The organism is Mixta sp. (genome assembly GCF_024610815.1).
GTDB classification, from domain to species: domain Bacteria; phylum Pseudomonadota; class Gammaproteobacteria; order Enterobacterales; family Enterobacteriaceae; genus Mixta; species Mixta calida.
This window is the reverse complement of sequence record NZ_JANION010000090.1, coordinates 1-19,386: the sequence shown is the minus strand read 5'-3', so window position 1 is coordinate 19,386 and position 19,386 is coordinate 1. Positions and strand designations below refer to the sequence as shown.

Annotated in this window: 19 protein-coding genes and 2 pseudogenes; 5 read left to right on the top strand and 16 right to left on the bottom strand. The window is 51.4% G+C overall.

The window, feature by feature from the left end:
- Positions 1-127 precede the first annotated feature (127 nt).
- Positions 128-1,150 (bottom strand): LacI family DNA-binding transcriptional regulator, encoded by a 1,023-nt coding sequence (locus tag MYY08_RS05890; RefSeq protein ID WP_288013805.1) that lies wholly within the window; start codon positions 1,148-1,150, stop codon positions 128-130.
- 277 nt (positions 1,151-1,427) lie between these two features.
- Here MYY08_RS05890 and MYY08_RS05885 point away from each other — a divergent pair, with 277 nt between their 5' ends.
- Both MYY08_RS05885 and MYY08_RS05880 read left to right on the top strand, forming a co-directional pair.
- On the top strand, positions 1,428-2,351 hold the full coding sequence (locus MYY08_RS05885) for an arginase family protein (protein WP_288013803.1): 924 nt from the start codon (positions 1,428-1,430) through the stop codon (positions 2,349-2,351).
- A gap of 70 nt (positions 2,352-2,421) precedes the next feature.
- Positions 2,422-3,486 carry a mechanosensitive ion channel family protein gene (locus MYY08_RS05880; protein WP_084969968.1) on the top strand — a complete coding sequence of 355 codons (1,065 nt, stop codon included), beginning with the start codon at positions 2,422-2,424 and terminating at the stop codon, positions 3,484-3,486.
- Positions 3,487-3,619: 133 nt separating this feature from the next.
- Here the strand turns inward: MYY08_RS05880 and MYY08_RS05875 are convergent.
- Both MYY08_RS05875 and MYY08_RS05870 read right to left on the bottom strand, forming a co-directional pair.
- Positions 3,620-4,179 (bottom strand): annotated as a pseudogene (locus MYY08_RS05875) (DUF4142 domain-containing protein).
- A gap of 315 nt (positions 4,180-4,494) precedes the next feature.
- Positions 4,495-5,523: an NAD(P)-dependent oxidoreductase gene (locus MYY08_RS05870; protein ID WP_288013800.1), complete on the bottom strand. Its 1,029-nt coding sequence runs from the start codon at positions 5,521-5,523 to the stop codon at positions 4,495-4,497.
- 101 nt (positions 5,524-5,624) lie between these two features.
- Between MYY08_RS05870 and MYY08_RS05865 the strand changes: the two genes are divergently transcribed.
- Positions 5,625-6,239 (top strand): TetR/AcrR family transcriptional regulator, encoded by a 615-nt coding sequence (locus MYY08_RS05865; protein WP_081981811.1) that lies wholly within the window; start codon positions 5,625-5,627, stop codon positions 6,237-6,239.
- A gap of 278 nt (positions 6,240-6,517) precedes the next feature.
- Here the strand turns inward: MYY08_RS05865 and MYY08_RS05860 are convergent, their stop codons facing one another.
- The 8 genes from MYY08_RS05860 to MYY08_RS05825 form a co-directional block, all read right to left on the bottom strand.
- A complete protein-coding gene (locus MYY08_RS05860; protein ID WP_288013809.1) occupies positions 6,518-7,480 on the bottom strand; it encodes a KpsF/GutQ family sugar-phosphate isomerase in 963 nt (320 codons plus the stop codon).
- A 3-nt stretch (positions 7,481-7,483) separates the two neighbouring features.
- On the bottom strand, positions 7,484-8,251 hold the full coding sequence (gene srlR, locus MYY08_RS05855; protein WP_038626618.1) for a glucitol operon DNA-binding transcriptional repressor SrlR: 768 nt from the start codon (positions 8,249-8,251) through the stop codon (positions 7,484-7,486).
- 89 nt (positions 8,252-8,340) lie between these two features.
- Entirely contained in the window at positions 8,341-8,703 is a 363-nt protein-coding gene (gene gutM / locus MYY08_RS05850; protein ID WP_038626620.1) for a transcriptional regulator GutM, read from the bottom strand.
- 45 nt (positions 8,704-8,748) lie between these two features.
- Positions 8,749-9,528 (bottom strand): sorbitol-6-phosphate dehydrogenase, encoded by a 780-nt coding sequence (gene srlD, locus MYY08_RS05845; RefSeq protein ID WP_038626621.1) that lies wholly within the window; start codon positions 9,526-9,528, stop codon positions 8,749-8,751.
- A gap of 13 nt (positions 9,529-9,541) precedes the next feature.
- Positions 9,542-9,910, bottom strand: a complete 369-nt coding sequence (locus tag MYY08_RS05840) for a PTS glucitol/sorbitol transporter subunit IIA (RefSeq protein WP_038626622.1) — start codon at positions 9,908-9,910, stop codon at positions 9,542-9,544.
- Positions 9,911-9,924: 14 nt separating this feature from the next.
- On the bottom strand, positions 9,925-10,914 hold the full coding sequence (srlE, locus tag MYY08_RS05835; RefSeq protein ID WP_288013795.1) for a PTS glucitol/sorbitol transporter subunit IIB: 990 nt from the start codon (positions 10,912-10,914) through the stop codon (positions 9,925-9,927).
- A gap of 14 nt (positions 10,915-10,928) precedes the next feature.
- The gene (gene srlA, locus MYY08_RS05830) at positions 10,929-11,477 is read right to left on the bottom strand and encodes a PTS glucitol/sorbitol transporter subunit IIC (protein WP_038626627.1); all 549 of its coding nucleotides are present in this window, start codon (positions 11,475-11,477) and stop codon (positions 10,929-10,931) included.
- A 437-nt stretch (positions 11,478-11,914) separates the two neighbouring features.
- Positions 11,915-12,823 carry a LysR family transcriptional regulator gene (locus tag MYY08_RS05825; RefSeq protein ID WP_288013793.1) on the bottom strand — a complete coding sequence of 303 codons (909 nt, stop codon included), beginning with the start codon at positions 12,821-12,823 and terminating at the stop codon, positions 11,915-11,917.
- Between the two features lie 100 nt (positions 12,824-12,923).
- On the opposite strand from MYY08_RS05825, the gene MYY08_RS05820 reads away from it, so the two are divergent.
- Positions 12,924-13,793 carry a DMT family transporter gene (locus MYY08_RS05820; protein ID WP_288013791.1) on the top strand — a complete coding sequence of 290 codons (870 nt, stop codon included), beginning with the start codon at positions 12,924-12,926 and terminating at the stop codon, positions 13,791-13,793.
- 580 nt (positions 13,794-14,373) lie between these two features.
- Here MYY08_RS05820 and MYY08_RS05810 read toward each other — a convergent pair.
- From MYY08_RS05810 to MYY08_RS05800, 3 genes and pseudogenes are all read right to left on the bottom strand, one after another.
- On the bottom strand, positions 14,374-14,976 hold the full coding sequence (locus tag MYY08_RS05810; protein WP_288013789.1) for a DJ-1/PfpI family protein: 603 nt from the start codon (positions 14,974-14,976) through the stop codon (positions 14,374-14,376).
- A 138-nt stretch (positions 14,977-15,114) separates the two neighbouring features.
- Positions 15,115-15,735 (bottom strand): annotated as a pseudogene (locus tag MYY08_RS05805) (serine hydrolase domain-containing protein); the annotation flags it as partial.
- Between the two features lie 66 nt (positions 15,736-15,801).
- Positions 15,802-16,725: an alpha/beta hydrolase gene (locus MYY08_RS05800; protein ID WP_288013787.1), complete on the bottom strand. Its 924-nt coding sequence runs from the start codon at positions 16,723-16,725 to the stop codon at positions 15,802-15,804.
- 70 nt (positions 16,726-16,795) lie between these two features.
- Here MYY08_RS05800 and MYY08_RS05795 point away from each other — a divergent pair, with 70 nt between their 5' ends.
- The gene (locus MYY08_RS05795; RefSeq protein WP_288013807.1) at positions 16,796-17,740 is read left to right on the top strand and encodes a LysR family transcriptional regulator; all 945 of its coding nucleotides are present in this window, start codon (positions 16,796-16,798) and stop codon (positions 17,738-17,740) included.
- A gap of 152 nt (positions 17,741-17,892) precedes the next feature.
- Here the strand turns inward: MYY08_RS05795 and MYY08_RS05790 are convergent, their stop codons facing one another.
- Positions 17,893-18,645, bottom strand: a complete 753-nt coding sequence (locus MYY08_RS05790) for an NAD-dependent epimerase/dehydratase family protein (protein ID WP_288013785.1) — start codon at positions 18,643-18,645, stop codon at positions 17,893-17,895.
- A 500-nt stretch (positions 18,646-19,145) separates the two neighbouring features.
- Positions 19,146-19,386 (bottom strand): IS1 family transposase (locus MYY08_RS05785; RefSeq protein ID WP_000674753.1); only part of this gene is annotated, 241 nt, incomplete at its 5' end.

Below are 19,386 nucleotides of genomic sequence, written 5' to 3'. Positions count from 1 at the left end.
ATCAAACAAAAGTTTCACTCTCAACAACAATGAAAATTTCATTTTTTGATGCCGATCATGATTTTATTGCATCAATAAATGATATTTTCCTATCAAAAATACTGTTTTAACACGTCAGCGTTGCGGTTTAGATGTTTTCACGCGTGACCACATCAAAAGGCAAAGTGATATGCACCGGATTGACGTCACGGTCGCGCATTTTACGGGCAAAGACGTCGATAACCGTTGCGGCGATCGCATCAAGGCGATGTCGAAACATTACCTCAATATGGCTTTCAATCAGCGCCAGCTCGCCTTCCACAATCGGTCCATGGCAAAGCAGTTTTATCTCTTTCCGGCCACTTTCTCTGAGAGCGTTAAGGACGCCCTCAATCCCGCCGCATGGGACGTAGATCATTGACAAATCCTTGTGTTGACTAAGCAGACGCTTCGCGGCCGTATAACCTCCTTCAACGCTTTCATGCGTTTTCAAAGGCTCCAGCACGGTATACCCCCTGTTTTTTTCACGCAGATAAGAACGAAAGCTGATTTCACAACTTTCCTGGCAGTTGAAGCGATGGTCGCCCAACAGGATGCCGATAACCTCGTTTTGCTGTAACAGCCGATCGGCAAACCAGCCGGCCGTGCGTCCGGCTTTTTGATTATCCAGGCCGATATAGCCTGAATGTCCGCACGGTGAAAAATCGGAAAAAAGCGCGTAAACACAGACGCCGGCAGCGGTGATTTTCTTGATAGTATGGCGTATCAACGGGTGATCAAGCGCAACCAGGCCAATGATATCCACCCGCTGCGCCAGCGATTCCAGCGAGGCGGCCACGCTTTCTACATCATCAATATCGAGCCATAAAAATTCAGGCTCATTCTGAAAGGTGGTACGGGCGAAGTGTCTCAGTTCTTCTGCAAAAGGGGCGTAAAAAGAGTGATCTTTTGACAGCAGCATAAAACCTGTACGCGCCGGAACGGCGTCTGGCTTGTCGTCTCTGGAGAGAACTTGCAGCAGTCCCGCCCGGTATCCCAGTCGTTCCGCTGCTTTTAACACTTTTTGTCTGGTCTCCTGGCGAACTGACGCCCGACCGTTTAAGACACGATCGACCGTTGCGACGCCGACGCCAGCCTCTCTGGCGATATCAGTCATGGAAATTTTTTTCATTTATCTCACCTCAATTGATAGTTATCTATCATCTTATCTGAGGCGCGATTTTAATGGAAAGCGATAGCGCAACTCTGAGTCATGCTGGCGCGCAGTAAAATGAACGCCCGAACAAACAAGGCGTACTTTTGAAGGGCCTTTTCGTCATGCCCGGAGCTAAAAGTGCCCTTCCGGTTTGCTTGCCGGTTTCAGGCCGGGCGGCGATCTTTTTATCGGAAGGGTTACTCTGCGAACAATTTTAGTTACTGTAGACGTTCACCAGCCAGCCGCCGGATTGATGATGAAGAAAATAATCCTTGTCCCGTCTAATCTTGGTCTCAATCCGCTTTATGACGGGCACATTCCGGGAACTTTCCGCGCCCCGTCAGTGCTTATGCAACACGGATTGGATAAGGCCTTCTCTGCCTGTGACATCGTGACGATTCCCTGCCCTGAATACAGTCCCGAAGATGAGCCAGGCACCGACATCCTGAACGGCCATAAACTCAGACAGCTTAATCTGCAACTGGCAGATGAGATCGAGGCGGCGAATCGTCGCCACTTAAAACCGGTTGTGATTGGCGGCGACTGCGCCATATTGCCCGGCGCCTTGCTGGGCAGCAGGCGTCGCTCAGGCGGCCTTGCGCTTGTGCATATCGACGGACACAGCGATTTTCGTCATCCCGGAAACTGGAAGCGCCAGCCTGGAAGTCGGCCAGCGGCCGCCGCCGGGATGGACCTGGCGCTGGTTACCGGTCGCGGAGAACCGTTGCTGACCGTGTGGCCAGGCATTGAAGGGCCGCTGGTGTCGGATGACGCGGTCATTCAACTGGGCGAGCGTGAGTCGCGCCAGGAAGATTATGAATGGCCTGACATTGCCGACACCGGGATAACGCGTATAACGATTTTCGACGCGTTGGCATTATCGGATCATCAGCTCATTAGTACGCTATTCAGGCGGCTCAATCATTTCCCTGAAAAGCCCTGGTGGATTCATCTTGATATGGATGTACTGGATAGCGCAGAAATGGCTGCCGTCGATAGCCCCGGCTCCCCCGGCTTCACTTCCCAGAGACTGGTGAATGTCTGCCGGGCACTGTTCATCCATCCTCGCTGTTGTGGCATGACCGTGACCATTTACGATCCGGATTTAGATGATGAGAGAACAGCAGCCGTGCTTGTTTCCAGCATTATCAAAAGTATAACGCGCGATACTGACTAGCCGCCCTGTTAGTACGCGGCTCAGACTTTTTTCAACAACGAGGTTTCCGGCAGAATAGTAAGGAGAAATAATGCCTTTGTTATTTGGTGAGTTATCTGGCGCGCCAGCATGGGTGCCTGCTGTATTGCTCGTCACGCTCTCGCTCGCCGTGGGTTTTTTAACGCGATTTATACTTCTCCAGTTCATCCGTTACTGGCAGAGTCATGACAAAAAACTGTTCAAATCTCTTGAAAAACATCTTCGTGGATCGATGTTTCTTTTTATCCCCCTGTTGTTAATAAGGTTGGGGGTGAGTTATGTCAACATCCAACCTGAATCGCTTAGCTTTATTAGAGCAACTGTTAATATGTTTATTATATTATCCTTTTGCTCAGTCCTGATTCGATTGATCAACGTTGCTCAGGATATGCTTTTTATACGTTATGACATTAATATCTCCAATAATCTTCGTGCCCGCAAAATTCGCACTCAGATAATGTATGTTAAAAAAGTCGCTATTGTTGTACTCGTGACGCTCTGCCTTTCTCTGATTCTGCTCAGTTTCCCTGGGGTTCGAAAATTCGGCACGACTATCCTGGCCGGCGCCGGGGTTGCCGGAATAATCATTGGATTTGCGCTACAGAAGTCGCTGGTCAACTTGTTTGCCGGAATTCAGATAGCTTTTACGCAACCAATAAAAATCGATGATGCTGTGGTGGTTGAAAAAGAATGGGGCTGGATTGAGGAGATAAACCTGACGTATGTTGTGGTGCGTCTCTGGGACCTGCGCCGACTGGTCTTGCCGATTACTTACTTTACAGAAAATCCTTTCCAAAACTGGACGCGTAACAATGCCCAAATTTTAGGCTCTGTTTTTCTTTATCTTGATTATTCTATGCCGTTAGAGCCTCTCCGCAAACACTTTGAAAAAGTGCTCAGCGAAACAAAACTCTGGGATCAACAAACTCAGGTGCTTCAGGTGACCGATACCACTGAAAAAACGATGACGATCAGAATGTTGATGACGGCGCAGAATTCCCCTACGGCCTGGGATCTACGCTGTCACGTGCGGGAAAAAATGATTGAATTTATTCAGCAAAATTATCCGCAGAGTCTTCCTCATGTGAGGGCTACGCTGACCGGCCCCGATGCCTGAGTCATAAACCTTTTACAGGGCGGAACGTACAGCGCCTGAAAGCAGGCTGTATCAGCCTCAGGACAGCTGCACGTTCGCTTCTGGCGGACGATCCGCCCACCAAAAGGCTTGTTTAGTTATCGGCTGACGTGCCTCACTGCATCGACATCTGCTGAGCGGACTTCAGGTGCTGCTCAACGACCGGCGTGTGCGCGTCGGCCAGCGCCTTCACATCTGGGTCTTTGATGTTAGTGGCGTCACTCTGCAGCCTCGACAGCACCATTTTGTGATCTTTGGTACCGGCGTTTTCCATATACATCTTGTCAAAGGCGGCGCCGCTCTGCTTTTCCAGCTCGGCGGCCATGGCCTTGTGGCTGGCGTCCGGATCAGTCGGCAGTGTCACGCCCTTTTGCTGGGGACCGTCTGTACTTTACTTAAAGCGCCGCCATGGTCTTCGACCATCTTCTGGGCATATGCTTTGACGTCGCTGCTTTCGGCCTTGCTCAGCGCGATCTTGGCGGCGGCAATTTCATTGATATTGGCCTGCGCCATGTCCTTCAGCGCTTTTTCGTCGCCGGCGCTGAGCCTGGCGCTCGATTCGGTCTGGCTTGCGGCCGCGCTCGTCGGCGTCTGGGCTTGCACGCCGACAGTGTTGAACATCGCTGCGACTGCCGATGCGGCCAGCAGCCCTTTCAAGGTTTTACTCTTTTGCATATTGCTCTCCAGATAGACAGGGATAAGGTTGGTGCCAGGTCATTAACCGTGCGTAACCTCGTAGATAAATTGCAACTGCAATGGTCAGTATAGTGGATCAATGATTTGGGGAGCAGGTTAAGCCAGGATCCACAACGGAGGACGGCAGGCAAGAAAGGCAGCAAAGAAACGGAAATGGCATAGCGCGACGTGCAAGGCGAAGGACGGATAAGGGACATCCCGCTCATGAACGCGCAACTGACCCGAACCACAATATCGCCTCGCAGCGCCGCAGGCGGAACATTCAGTAAAAACAGGTATCGACAAACCTGCCCGCTATGACTTTGATGCTGACACCTGTGACAACGGTATTTCCAGAAGCTCTCCTCCCTCTTCTGCGAGCCGCGCTAAATAGTGCGACGCATCCAGAATCTGATAAGGAAAGTAGAGGCCTGGCGCAACCGGTGGCTTTCCATCCAGTCCAACCAGTCGCTCAAGAAGCAAGGCAATTCCCATACCTGTCAATGGGGCTGCACCATACGGATGTACTACCGCATGTCGGGTATGAAGAACCTCTCCAGCCCGATCCAAACCCGACATAGCAATAATGATTTCGGTCGAGAATGTTCCGCCGCTACGCCGGCTTGAGCTGACACCCGTGCCCAGGTCAAACTGGACGCTGTGCGCGCCAGTGGCTGATGCCAGTCCCACAACGTCAATTGACGAGAAGCCTGTAGCGTCGATTTCGGTGCCGTCAAGTGCCGGGAATGTTGTCCTGGCATCATTGCCCTCGCGCCATATATAGGCGCCAGCCCTGCGCGTGAGCGCTGCGGGCAGGAGGTGATTCAGATGTTCGAAATCAGCGGCGACCGCAGGCCCGCCAACATCTTTCTCATCGACTAAAGCGCCAATACGGATTTCATCTACCTGGCTGAACGACCTGCTCAGATGAAGCGCAGGAACCGTTGTAGCACCCACCAGCCATTCATAACCCAGCACCACCGCAGACGCTCTCGGGGCATTCATAAAGCTTGCGATTTCTGGAGCAATTTCGAACACGCCAGAAGAAATACTCAGATGTGGAACGCCCCGTGACTGAGCAAAACGGAGTGCGGCAAGCGAATGGTCCTTATAGAGGACGACCACCGCACTGACTTTTCGCGCGCCGAGTCCCAGGTCTGCGCAGGCGCTATCGATCGCTATACCCTCCGCGCCGCCAATTTCTGTCGCTGCGTTCTGAGCCCTGGATAAGTCGCGTCCGCCTATCAGCAAGGGCAGATCAGGATAAGTAGCGCGGATTGCCCGAGCAGTCTGACGGCCAATAGCTCCAGAACCGCCCAGCAAAAGAACAGGATCAAATGACATAAGCGAGGTTCCTCATGGTTGTGATAAGCTACTATTAGTAGGAAAGATAGCACCACACATCAACATAAGCTACCTTTAGTAGGTTTAGTGAGCGAAATAAAATGAAAGAAAATAACGTCCCGGCAGGCAGGGCGCCTGCGCGAAGGCTATCGAAGGCAGCACGGCGACAACAACTTCTCGATACCGCGCTGCTGATCGTGCGAGAGGAAAATGCGGATCGGCTGACTCTGGGACATCTGGCTGTACGTGCCGGCGTTTCGAAACCCGTGGTTTATGATCACTTCCCGACTCGCTCGGCACTGCTGATTGAGCTGTACAGGTGGATTGATATAGAACGGATCAGGCGGTTTACCGAGGCCATAAGCACGACATCCCGAAGTTTTCAGGAAACTGTACAGGTACTGGCGAGTGCTTATATCCACTGCGCCGCGGACAAAACGGACGAGTTTCACGCAGTAGGGGCGGCACTGGCGGGGAGCGAAGAGAAGGCGGCGGTTTTCCAGGAGCTGCTGGACAATTGTGTTGCCATGTTTGTGACCGTTCTGACACCTCATGTAAATATGACGCCCGAGGCGCTACATGCATGCTGCATCGGTCTGGTCGGTGCGGGCGAAGCGCTGTCCGTTGCGCTTACCCGTGGGCGACTGAATGAGACTGAAGCGGTTGCGGCCTTCGCTTCATTGATCAAAGGCCTGGAACAGACGAACGAAAGCTGAAAGGGATGCATCGGCAGCTTTTACGGCGTAAGCGATTTGCCGGTAAAATTTATCTGTGACGCGCCCGACACAGAGGCTGAAAATAGAAAGCGTCATGTTGAAAAGTGAGTGGCCGGGGCTCCTGACGCCGCCTCTGATTTATTTCATCGATAATCTCTGGCTCAGGCCCAGCTGATGGGCCTGCTTTGGCTAAAGCCGACCTGCCCTTCTCCCGTTTGGCCGCAACGTGCCAAAAACGGACATTAATATATACCCGTGCTAGCGTGATTTGTTTTTAATCAGATGCCTGCATCCCTGATATCGTGCGCATTGATTGCACCGTTAACCTCGCCGGTTTCAGAAACTACAGGGGCAGCGGATATTTTACGCTCCTGAAATAAAGCCAGCGCCTCGGCCGCATACTGACCGGCCGATAAGGTAAAGCCGGGCGAAGTCATTGCCTCCTGAACCGGCGCACTGAGCGTTCCCCCCTTCAGCAGCCATCGACGCAAATCACCGTCAGTAAATATTCCCGACAGCCTGCGGTCTTCGTTTGTTATGGCGACAAGGCCCAGCCCGGTACGCGTCAGCTCAAACAGGGCGTCATGAACAGTCGCAGACTGGCTTACCAGGGGGATCTTCGCTTCCGTACGCATAATATCGCCGACCCGACACAGCAGCCGCGTACCAAGACTGCCTGCAGGATGGGTACGGGCGTAATCCTGTTCACTAAAATTGCGCGCCCGCATCAGGGCTATTGCCATGGCATCCCCCATAATCAGCGTATTGACGGCAGAGGAAGTGGGGGCCAGCCCGAGCGGGCAGGCTTCTTTGTTGACGTGAATATTAATGCAGTGATCTGCGGCTTCACCCAGCGGCGATGCCGGATTGCCGGTAAAGGCGACGATCACGACCGGAAGCGCCTTAAGTAAAGGCACCATGCGGCGGAACTCTGCGGCGTAACCTGAGTAAGAAATCAGGATAACTGTGTCTCCGGCAGCAATCATGCCGAGGTCGCCGTGCAGTGCCTCAGCAGGATGAACATAAAAGGCTGGCGTGCCGGTACTGGCAAGCGTGGCCGCAATTTTACGTCCCATATGCCCTGACTTTCCGATCCCGCTGACAATCACTTTTCCGCTACAGGCATGAATGCGTTCGCAGGCTTGTCGAAAGTCTTCGTCCAGCCGCTCAGTCAGGCGGGAAGCTTCACGCAGCTCGGTTTCAATCGTCTCGCGGGCCGCATCGAGTATTACGTTATTCATCAACTATTCGTCTCCGGCAATGATAACTTCAATGCCTTTTTCCTGAAGCTGCGTAACCGTGTCATCGGATATATCTCCGTCCGTAATAAGTACATCGACGGCCTCAAGGCTGCACACCACGTTCGGACTGCGGCGGCCAAATTTGGATGAATCTACAAGCAGTACGATTTTTTTTGCGGCCCGGCACATCGCCTGGCTGACGGCAAACACTTCATTGAACGTCGTGACGCCAGCCGTCATATCCACGCCATCTGCGCCAATAAACAGCGTGTCGAAGCTGAAGTGACTGAATGCGGATTCTGCCAGGCTGCCGTGAAAGGATGCCGAGGTTCTGCGATAGGTGCCGCCAGGCATGAGTATGACCTGGTCATTATCCAGTTCATCCAGCTCGTTAACGATGCTCAGGCTGTTGGTCATTACGGTGATATTGTTGAAGCGCGCAAGGTGCGGCACCATTTGCAGCACGGTGCTGCCGGCATCAAAAATAAGCGAGTCACCTTCGCTGATAAGGGAAGCTGCGCGCGCGGCAATCCGCTTTTTCTTTTCCGTGTTAATGAGCGTCTTTCTGTCGATGGGCTGGTCTCCCTCATCGCGGTTCAGCATGACGCCGCCGTAGGTCCGAATAACTGCCCCTTCCTGCTGGAGCCGGGTGAGATCCTTCCGAATAGTGGTTCCGGTCGTATTGAAATAGGCAATCAGCGCATCTACGGTAGTACGGCCATTTCGCTGTAGGTATTCAAGAATTTGTGCCTGTCGCTGTATCGGTTTCATAAAGAGGTCCTTTCAGTTTCTGAACTTCCTCATCATCCCGGACGTCTTAACTCGCGATGCAAAGGAATATTCTTTCAAAATGAAAGATATCATCTTTTATTTGAAATGGCTAATGCCAGCGCTTCCTGCAATGATTTATTTGCAGGAAACAGCGCTTCAGGACGTATTTCATTCATCATGCTGCCGGTCAGTCGCTCTTCAGAATACGGACTGGAAAACACGGTAAAACCCTTCATGACAAAGTTACCGGTTATACGGCCCTCGTCACTGACGGCCAGCGCCAGGATGACGCGGGGTTTAAAGCGCCCCGCCGAGCGGCCTATCCGTACACGTCCGCTGCTGGAAAGCGACGCAAGCGCCCGGTTAAAACGATTTATCTGCAGCCAGCCCAGGGCTATTTGCGTCGTCCACGCCAGCGCTGCCACACCTATCAGGGAATTCACAGGATCCATATTTTTTCCTTCTGAAGCCGGCAGCCTGCGCCGCCGGCTTGCCTGTCAGAACATAACCTGTCCGCCGGTAATGTTAATAGACTGCCCGGTGCAGTAGGCCGCCTTATCGCTTGCGTAGAACAGCAGTACATTGAGCACGTCTTCATAGTCGCAACCACGCTTCAGGGGCACCTTGTCAATATAATGCTGTTCAACCTGATCGGGACGGATGCCCAGTTTTTCCGCATACTGCGGCAGCAGAGACTGAAACATCGGTGACTTCAGCAGGTTGCCGAGCATCAGAGAGTGAACGGTAATGCCATATTCAGCCAGGTCCAGCGCCAGCGACTGCGTCAGCCCGACGCCGCCGAACTTGGCCGCGCTGTAACCGGAATTGTGCTTGCTGCCGACTTTGCCTGACTTGGAGTTAATCTGAATAATGCGGCCTTTTATCCCGTCACGGATCATCAGCTTCGAAAACTCACGGGCACAGAGAAAATATCCCACCAGATTTACCTGAAGAGACAGGTCAAAATCTCCCAGCCCGAATTCAGTAATTGGCGCGGCTTTGGCAATGCCTGCGCTGTAAACCAGCACGTCAGCCCGGCCGAAACCGGCATCGACCTGGCGAGCCAGCGCGATGACGCTCTCCTCATTTGTGGCATCCACGCGGAAGGCCAGCGCGCGTTCCGCACCGTGACGCTCATTGATTGTGCCGGCAATTTTCTTCGCGTTTTCTTCATTAAGGTCGGCAACGGCCACCTTATAGCCGGCCTCAGCCAGCCCCTCGCACAGGTAAGCACCCAGCGTCTGACCACCACCGATGACTACAGCAACCTGATCCATTTTGTTCTCCTGATTATTCACTCAACATACGAAACTTCTGCCCCGGTTCAATTGACGCCGGCGCGCTGCCTGCGACATGAACGGTGCCGGGAAACTCTGCCTGCGCAGCACCGTCAAACCGCACGGTGATATGTCCAAGATCGCGCAAGTTTTCACGGGCCACATCGCCTACAGCCGTAACCGGGTATTCCCGATCTCCGATAGCCAGTACGGAGCCGGCATCAAATTCACCACCGTCATTCACGTCTGTGCGGTGAATAAAGCAATATTCCGCAACGTCCTGAGGAGCACCTTCGCCGAAGGTAATGATGAAGTTATCTTCCAGCGACTCGTTCGCACTGGGCCCGACAGAAATAAAGGTGGATTCATATATGGTTTTCATAACTGCTCCTGCATTTACTGATAGATAAAGCCGGATACGGCCCACGCCAGAAGAACGGACGGCGCTCCGGTGAGAAAACGTCCAACCAGCACGGACGGCACGCCTACGCGAACGGTCTCCTGACGGGCTTCCGCAATCGACAGCCCGACGGGAATAAAGTCACAGGCGGCCTGCGAGTTAATGGCGAACAGGGCCGGCAGGGCCAGATGCGGCGGGATAGTCCCCTGTCCTATCTGTACGCCTACCAGCACGCCAATGACCTGTGCAATAACGGCACCGGGGCCAAGAAACGGCGAAAGCAGAGGGAAAGAACAGATGAGTGCCAGCGTAACCAGTCCGATCGGGCTGTTCGCCAGCGGCGTCAGGCCATGCGCGATGAAATCGCCCAGTCCGGAGGCCATGATGATCCCTATCAGGGCTGAGACAAACGCCATAAAGGGCAGAATGGTTTTCAGCACCGTATCGATAGTTTCCCTTCCGGCCTGAAAGAAAACCGCCACGACCGATCCCATTCCCATGCCGACTTTCGCGAGCAGTCCGTCACTCTGTTCAGTGATTTTTTTACTGGTGTCATAGTCCCGCCCTTTACCTGCCGGTGCAGGCTCAGGCTGCTGTTCAGCCGCAGGCAAAGGCGTGCTGCTACCAGCCTGAATATCCTGCGGGCGTACGCCTGACACATAGATATCTTCAAGAATATACTGCGCCAGCGGGCCGGATTTTCCGGTGGCGTGAATGTTAATGGTGGGAATACGTCGCTTGGGATAGAGACCGCAGCGCAGCGTGCCGCCACAGTCGATAACTGCCACGCCAATGTCTTCTGCCGGTGGTTCTCCTTCTTTGAAACCATCTACAGCTTCCCAGCCGGTCAGCTCTTTCAGTCGGTCAACAATGGCCGGTCGGGTACCTGCCGTCACGTAAACAATCTTTTTTCCTGGCGTAATGGTGATTGTGAGCGGGCCACCCCAGCCACTTTCGCCTTTTTTAACGGTAATGGTGTCAGTCATCTTTTACTCCGTTCTTATAAACGAACCTGACGGTCGAGTTGTACGCCCATCTTTCTTTCAAAAATGGTGGTGGTGAGGTCGGTGACCCAGCCTCTGAAAAAGTTCGTAACCACGCCGACCAGCAGGTAACTCACAGCCAGCGGCCCCAGCGGCAGGCCAAGCGTGGTCAGGCCGTTGGCTATGCCCAGATAGACAAACAGCTCGCCCGGGTTAATGTGCGGGAACAGCCCGTTCATGGAGTGACAGCTGTAGGACGCGGCGGCGTAATAGCTCGGTTTGTATTTTTCCGGCATGAACCTGCCCAGGCTGTGCGTCATGGGATTACAGAAAACAAAGGTGCCGATAACCGGAAGTAACAGATAGCGTGAGACCGGATTGCCGGCGCAGCGCTGTGCCAGCGCTTCAATACGCCGCTGCCCGACAAATACGATCAGCGCATTCATGACGACCAGCAGGCTGATAAGTAACGGAAGAATGCCGGTTACCATGCCGGTAAAGACTTCTCCCCCCTTCTGAAAGAGTCCGATAAACCACTCGGCTCCGTGTGTGATGCTTTCAATCATTAAAAACCCCTTCGCGTAGAGAACAGATTTGCTTTCTTATTCACTGCACCGACAAGGTAAATCAAAAACAAAGCAATAAAAGACGGAATGATCACAAAATGATTATAAAATCTTTCAAAATAAAAGATTAAATGAAAGGTTAAATCTTTCATTTGCGGTTGCGGGGGCGAGCCATGTGCTGTTTACAGGGATATAAAAGTACAGAAAGGAGGGCCTGGAAGCGGATTACAATTCAGCCGGGACTGCAGGTGAAAATCATGGCGGGAATTCTTCCAGGGCGCTGTGCCAGAGCAGTATAGCGTCACAGGTCATTGCCATTACTGCGGATTTGCTTATGAGCTTGCGCTGTTTTTCAGCATAAGCGGCAGGGTTTCAGTCAGTAGATGTCCAGGTTCGTCAGGCCATAAGGCTGTTTTTAGCGTGACATGCTGAGATAACTATTTATGTCTGTAGTCGAGGTATTCAATGAATTGCTGCACGGCCCGTGAAGCGCTTTTCCTGTTCCTGAAAGCGAGGCCAATCTTGCGACAGGGCGATACGTCAATTTTCCTGGTGATGATACTGTAAGGAATCTTCCTGAGAATAAGTGAAGGCAAAATACCCACGCCAAGGTTTTTCTCCACCATGGTCATAACGGCGTAGTCATCCCACAGGGTAAATTTTACGCGTGGCATGAGCCCGGCCGCTCTAAATATCTCTGATATTTCATTATTTTTTCCTTTTTCAAGCAGTATAAACGGCTCCTGACATAATGAGGCAAGTGGGATTACGTCATATTCTGATAAGGCATGTCCTTCAGGAAGAACGACCAGATATTCATCGTTTTCAAGAAAAATAGTTTCTAAAGCGGACGAAGCAGGTAAACGGGTGAAGCCGCAGTCCACCCGGCCTTCGGCTATCCAGCTTTCTATTTCTGTGTAGTCCCCGAGCAGCAGCTCAAAATCGATGTTGGGGTAATCTTCCTGAAAAGCCTTTAAGATGCCGGGCAGCCAGTGAGTGGCCACGCTGGAAAAGGTGCCGATACGGATAATCCCTGACTGAAGCCCATTGAGCGCATCGACCTCAGCCTGAAGCTTCTGATACTCCTCACAGACATTTTTAGCAAAGGGCAGAAGTTTAATGCCATCTGAAGTCAGCCGCACCCCCGTCCGGCTGCGCTCAAACAGCGTGACACTCCACTCTTTTTCCAGATCATTTATCATCCGGCTGATACCGGACTGTGAATAAAAAAGCGTTTCCGCCGCTCTGGTAAAACTTTCCAGCTCCACGACTTTCAGGAAGGCTTTGTATTTTTGAATATTTATATCCATAGCAATTTTACCATCTGGATTGGTCATGCTTTGCATGCTAAACATTCGCTTTTGTAATAACAACGGAGGTGATAACTTTTCGGCAACTGAACGCTATTCCGTCGCTGCCCGGGATTGATAAAGGACCTACAAATTTATGCCACTGAGTAAATCAGCTTTTGCCTCGCAAGGCGCAACATCGGGTTTTGTTCTGCTCTGGGGCTGTGCCGCAATATTTACCCGACTGGGACTGGATAACGCCTCGCCCTTAACCCTGCTTATTTTCCGTTTTGCCATTGCGCTGGGTGCTCTGTTGATCATCGGCATTTTTCGCCGCCGGTGGCTGCCTGAAAAGGGCTCCCGCCGGCAGGTTATTCTGACCGGCCTGATGCTCATTGGCGGCTATTCGGTGTGTTACTTCCAGGCCATGGCGCACGGCGTCACACCCGGGCTGATTGCCACCATTATGGGTATTCAGCCCATACTTACGCTGTGCCTCGTTGAGCGCAGGATGCAGGGACTACGCCTGGCCGGACTGATGCTGGCGCTTTCAGGGCTTATCCTGCTGGTCTGGCGAAGCCTGTCTGCGTCACATCTGCCCGTATCCGGCGTTGTCTTTGCCCTGGCGGCGCTGCTGTTTATGACGTTTGGTGCCATCATGCAGAAAAAAATCCGCCAGTCTCCGGCTGACGTGCTTCCCCTGCAGTACGGGGTAAGCCTGGTGCTGTGCGTGTGCCTGCTGCCCACAGATGTTTTTCACGTCAGCTATACCCCGGCCTTTTTCACCTCAGTCCTGTTTCTGGGCGTGCTGATTTCCGTAGTGGCGCAGCTGCTGCTTTACCGCCTGCTCAGTGCCGGGAGCATTGTTAACGTCACCAGCCTGTTTTATCTGGTGCCCGTTATTACGGCCGTGCTGGACTACCTGCTGCTGGGTAACACTCTGCCCTGGTCAGGCGTGGCGGGCATGGGCGCCATTCTGCTCGGAATCATGATGGTGTTTCGGGCACCCCGCCCGCAGATGGCATAACGTTCTGGTTCCCCGTCCTGACTGATGGGGATATTTAAATCCGCTTACAAACTGGAAAAAATGGAAGATTCACTGCATACAGACTCTTTTGTTCGGGGGGCAGAGATGCCGTTCCCCTGCTACTCGCTATTGCCCCTTATGCCGTCATACTGGGGGCTCAGGCTTCGCGAAAGGGGCTAAGCACCCCTGAGTTAGGGCTGATGACGGGTTTGAACTTTGCAGGCGGCTCGGAGTTACTGCGTAACTAATATTTGACTGGCTACAGTTGTGCACTGCTGCAGTTTCGGAAAAAGAATGTAATTCAGCTATAGCACGTACAATTTCCAGACAAATATTTTCACCGGGACCATCCTGTTATTAGAGGTGTTAACACGCTTGATTATTTCGGTTGAAATCGCATTTGCTTATAAATCGTTATTATGGGCAATGCGATACGGTTTAAGAGTGATAACGTACAAATCTTACCGGTAGTAATTCAATTACATTATCGAACCACTTTTATCTGTCAAAAATATTAATTGCAGTTGCTACATGAAACTGCCCTGCCAATCATATTTACCATAGTCAGGGCGGCGTGGTTTTACGCTGAAGGTTTATTTTCAGTCCAGTCAAATTCCAGCTGTTTCGCGGTTCGGAGCGCCAGATCTCTCTCCTTAAGCCGTTCGACCAAATGCAGGCTCATATCAATACCTGCTGAAATGCCCGCCGAAGAGACAATCGCCCCCTCATCGACCCACCGCACCCCTTCTTTAACAGCGAGCTGCGGGAACATAGCACGCAGATCGGCAATATCTTCCCAGTGGGTGGTTGCCGACTTGCCTTCTAAAATGCCGGCCGCCGCCAATAAGAAGGCGCCTGTACATACTGAGGCGGTAATCTTCGCTTTTGAAGACTGCTGACAGATCCACTCGATTACGTTCTGTTTGTCGAGTTCTGCATTAATCACGCCTCCAGGAATAATCAGACAGTCAATATCTGGATGATCCGCCAGTGAAAAGTCCGGGTCGATTTTAAGCCCGGCCCTGGCGTGGACAGGAGTTAACGACTCACCCACTGTAAAAACATTAAATAGCGGAGTTTCTCCCCGGTTAACCCTGGAAGCACAGGTAAAAACTTCATAAGGGCCGGCAAAATCGAGCACTTCTACATTATCAAAAATATAAATCCCAACCTGCATAGTCATATTCAGCCCCCTTTGACAGCACGAATGAAATGGCGACAATTTTTTGGTTTTTAAATTTAACAATGGCATTGATATAACGCTGGCAGACTAACGTTATGAGCGATAATAAAACTCTGCCAGGATTTTAATATATAGATATCAATAGAGCATTGTAAGAATTTTTTGTGCAGGCGCCTCCCATATTTTTTCGCCCGCCATATTGATTAACATCACCAGCGATAATCCGGCCTGCGGGTCAACCCAATAATAGCTGCCGTAGAGGCCAAACCAGGTCCAGCTGCCGGCGCCTTCGGGCCGCTGCACCCTGTGCGGTTCGGACAGAACCAGGCATCCCAGTCCATGACTCCAGCCCGCTTTTCTTGAACCGATAGCCAGATCGGCGGTGGCATTCGACAATAAACGCGCTGTCGATTCAGCCGTGAGGAGCGGCCCCCCGCCCAAGTGGAGGCATTCGAGCAGCCGGTGATAATCCCCGGCGGTGCCCAGTAAACCGGCTCCCGCGGAGTGCCAGGCGCCGGGCGTGGTCGCACGCGCCGTGGATAACCGGGCCAGGCCGTCCCCCACCGCCAGCGTTTCATTATCTGCCATACGTCGCCCTGACTGCAGATAAGGCGTTGCTAACGCCGACTTGTCAGCGATATGGAAAACCGTGTCATGCATGCCCAGCGGGTCCGTCACCTCTCGTTTGAAAATATGCGCTAAGGACTCCCCCTCAACCCGGCTCAGCACGTTTCCCAGCACATCGGTAGCCAGAGAATATTGCCACTGGCTGTGCCAGAAGCAGACGTTAGTTTTGAAGTGCTGTGCTGATTTATCGCTAGCAGGTTAATCCTCTGTTAAAGCATCATCCAGGAAACGAATCGCATTGCGCAGAGCCTGGTCGGCCTCAGGCAGGGTGCCGGCCAGTAAGTGCCATACATGGAACATGCCGGGCCAGACTTCAAGCGTCGTGCGTACACGTGCTTCCCCTAAGTTCGAAGCGAGTTGAATCGCCCCACTTAACATGACTTCATTCTCACCAATTTGTATTAGTGTTGGTGCAAGCCCCTGAACATTCGCATAAACCGGCGAGGCATCAGGATGCGTTGGAAGCTCACCTGCAAGAAACTCTCTTGCTAATATGTTGAGAAAACCGACGCTACAAATGGGATCAATCCCCTCACGGGTAGTGGCTGACAAACCGCTATGAGTGAGATCTGCCCAGGGTGAAATAGCTACTGCCGCGGCGGGGAGCGGAATACCCGCGTCACGCGCCTTGCGCATTATCGTAACAACCATTGCACCACCCGCTGAATCGCCTACCAGAACCAGATTTTTGGCATCGATACCAATATCGAGTAGTGACCGATAAGCTAAAAAAACATCATCTATAGGCGTCGGGAAAGGGAAGTCAGGAGCCTGCCGATAGTCTGGGGTATAGACTCTGGCTTTTAAAGATGTGGCTATCCTGCCCGTTAATCCCCGATACGCTTCAACTCCGCCATGTACATAGCCGCCGCCATGAATGTACAGAGCCACCCTGCTTCCAGCATGACCTTGAATTTCGCTGATCATTGTCGGCACGTTGCCTAACGTGGTGGTGTTATAGGAAATCCCCTCAATAGCAGGAAAAATTTCTTCAAGGCCCTGCATATAGTGTTTACGAATGTCAGTCCAGCTATCTTCAGACTTACCATATAGCTTCTGGACAACCGGACCAGCTGCAGCTATCCATCCATTCAAAAGCTTTTGAGCGTTTTTCGACAACATTGTTGTAACCTTAATGAGTGAAATTCTACAATTTCACCTTAATTCATTTATTGACGAAAAAGGTTCCCTAATGACGGGCAGGAAAATCGCTTCGACAAAGCTTGCATGCTCAGCTTTGGACATTAAGGCAATGCGGATCTTTGTCGCTGTTGCAGAGGCAGGGAGTTTTGTTGCTGGCGGCAAGGCGATGGGGTTAACGCGCTCTGCGGCGGGTAAAGCATTAACTCGGTTAGAAGATTACCTGCAGACAAGGCTTTTCCAACGCACCACGCGGCGGTTATCTCTGACCACAGAGGGGCATGAATTCTATCACCGCTGCTGCAGGTTACTGGAAGACATAGAAGAAGCCGAAGCCAGTATCCGGCAAAATTCACCACTGCCAAAAGGCATTCTCAGACTGACCGTGTCAGAGGGTTATGGCAAAATGGTTATCCTTCCTTTTATCCAGGCGTTTTTACAGAACTCACCGAATATAAGCATCGAACTCAGCTTTAGCGATCGGGTTGTAGATCTTGTGGAAGAAGGATTCGACCTTGCTGTTCGGGTAGGCAATGCAGCCACAAGCCATCAATACATCACGCAGGTTATCGACAGAGCAAGGTCACAGCTATTCGCATCACCGGACTATCTTAAGCAATGGGGTAAACCGGAATCACTTACTGACCTTAAAGATCATCGTCGTCTCGTTTATGGTTTAGGATCGGCTTCAAGCGCATGGACCTTATTTGACGAGGAGCATGGGCAAATAACGCTGAACGGCAGGAATCTTGTCAGGTTCGACAGCGGCGATGCAATACGCTTAGCTGCCATAGCAGGATTGGGTATCGGTTATTTGCCTTCATTCATGATTGAAAAGGATATTTTAGCAGGCCACCTGGTACAATTATTGGCTGATACACGAGGTGAGGAAGTTGCTATCCATGCTATTTACCCCACTCGCTCATATCTCTCTCTAAGGGTGCGCGTTTTTATTGATGGCCTAAAAAACTTTCTGAGTAACCATGAAAAAAAGTGAAATATCTCACGCTGAGAATATGAGTGTCCGCCTTTCGCTCATAGCGGAGATTGCATTTTATACATATCAGCTTCATGCCAGAAGCTGATATGTTGATGAATATTGCACAAGCCATAACAGATTATTGTTTATAAATGTCTTATCTGTGTACGCTATCTGAACAATGCACCGTCCAGATCAAACTCCCGGAAAGCATCATCGGCTGGCTGATAACCCAGCATTTCCTGGGTTTGAGACAGATCAAATCTCTTGAACCGGTTATTGGAAATTCCATAGCCGATAAAAAAGGTAATCTTTTCAGCTTCTATGGCACAGGTTATTAAATTTACTGCATCCTCAGGACTTAGCCAGGCGCTATAGTCACGGGCGGTTTTAAGCGCATCCGCATTTTTATGTTCAAAAGCACCTATTCTGAGAGCTACACAGGAGAGCCCGTGCTGAGTGGCATAAAAAGAGCACAGCGCCTCACCGTAACATTTAGTCACGCCATAAATATTGGCCGGGGCTACCGCCATTCCCGGATGTATCTGTACATCAACAGGATAACCTTCAATCGTCTGTGCACTGCTTGCAAATACAAAGCGTTTACAGGTTGTAGCTGCCGCAGCTTCCAGGAGCCATGTAACTGACAAAATATTAGCGGGCAGTAATTTATCGAACGTAGCATTCGCGTCAGGAATGCCTGCCAAGTGTACTATTACATCCGGCTTCGATTCGGTTAACAGCTGTTTTGCCGCTCCCGGTATCGAAAGGTCAGCCTGAATGAACGTGTGCGGAGAACTGATCGTATAATCCGGCCTGTTCAGGTCGGTCAGGATAAAGTCATAGCTGGCGCGCATTGCCCTGAAATAGGTACGTCCAATTCGACCGCTGGCACCTGTAAGGAGTATCTTTGTTACTGCCATTGCGTTGTGCTCCTGATTGACACTTCAAGAATAAGGTATGACGCATTGCCACTGTCCTGCATATAGAAAAGCACACTCTGCACTTCAGGCTCCCGGGGCTGGCGCTAAATACGAGCATTTTAGATGGTTGCAGGGAAGCGAACATCTGAAATCTTATAATACTTTTGCGGGAAAATTCGCTTTTCCTGTTCAGCTTGTGACTTTAATCATTATGAATGAAATATTGCACCAGGCCCATGTCATCGCCCGTGTCAGCATCAGATAATACGCCCATTAAAGAGACCACTTCCCTTATCTGTTGATTTCAAAACGTTCCGTGGATACGAAGAATGGCAGGCTGAACGCTGATTAAAATGCGCAGGAAATATTAAAATATGTCTGCTTCTCGCTCGTATGAGAAAACCATAATTATGTCTCCTAACCCAATGGAGATTGAACATGACAACATCCCCCTGGAAAAAAGCCGCATTATTGCCAGAAACGGCGGTAATGGTCCCAACTTATTGATAGTGTTTTATGTTCAGATAATGCCCGATGACTTTATCATGCAGCTCCACCGATTTTGAGAACGACAGCGACTTCCGTCCCAGCCTTGCCAGATGCTGCCTCAGATTCAGGTTATGCCGCTCAATTCGCTGCGTATATCGCTTGCTGATTACGTGCAGCTTTCCCTTCAGGCGGGATTCATACAGCGGCCAGCCATCCGTCATCCATATCACCACGTCAAAGGGTGACAGCAGG